The sequence below is a fragment of the Staphylococcus sp. 231237_7MaSpsaltlick genome (assembly GCF_043107035.1).
Genome location: NZ_JBICNX010000274.1, coordinates 1 through 584, shown reverse-complemented (window position 1 = coordinate 584; position 584 = coordinate 1). Strand labels below are relative to the sequence as shown.

The 584-nt window shown below is 31.7% G+C and carries 1 protein-coding gene; it reads left to right on the top strand.

The genetic code is table 11. From position 1 onward, the window contains the following. The coding region (locus tag ACF91D_RS31425) for a nucleotide sugar dehydrogenase (protein WP_392438646.1) at positions 1-584 on the top strand (584 nt) is incomplete at both ends.

Here is a 584-nt window from a genome sequence, read left to right as displayed (position 1 = left end):
TAAAGCTGGAGTCCATACAGCATCATCTATTAAAGTAGCAGAAGCAGCTAAAGTTCTTGAAAATACACAGCGAGATGTAAATATTGCTTTAATGAATGAAATTGCAATAATCTTTGATAAAGTAGGAATTGATACGAATGAGGTACTTGAAGCATCAGGAACTAAATGGAATTTCTTGAAGTTTAAGCCTGGATTAGTTGGTGGTCATTGTATAGGTGTGGATCCATATTATTTAACTCATAAAGCACAAGAGTTAGGACATCACCCAGAAGTAATATTGGCCGGAAGACGTATAAATGACAACATGTCTAAACATGTAGCTGCTAATATTATTAAAGAATTATTGAAAAAAGGTATTGAAGTTCAAGGAATGTCGATTAATTTACTTGGTTTAACATTCAAAGAAAACTGCCCTGATTTAAGAAATACAAAAGTTATTGATATTGTTAGAGAACTTGAAGATTATGGGATGATCGTAAATGTGAATGATGTCGAAGCTGACAAAGTAACAGCTAAAAACCTTTATGATATAGATTTAAAAGAGAAAAATGAATTGTCAAAAACTAATGCATTGATATTTGCTG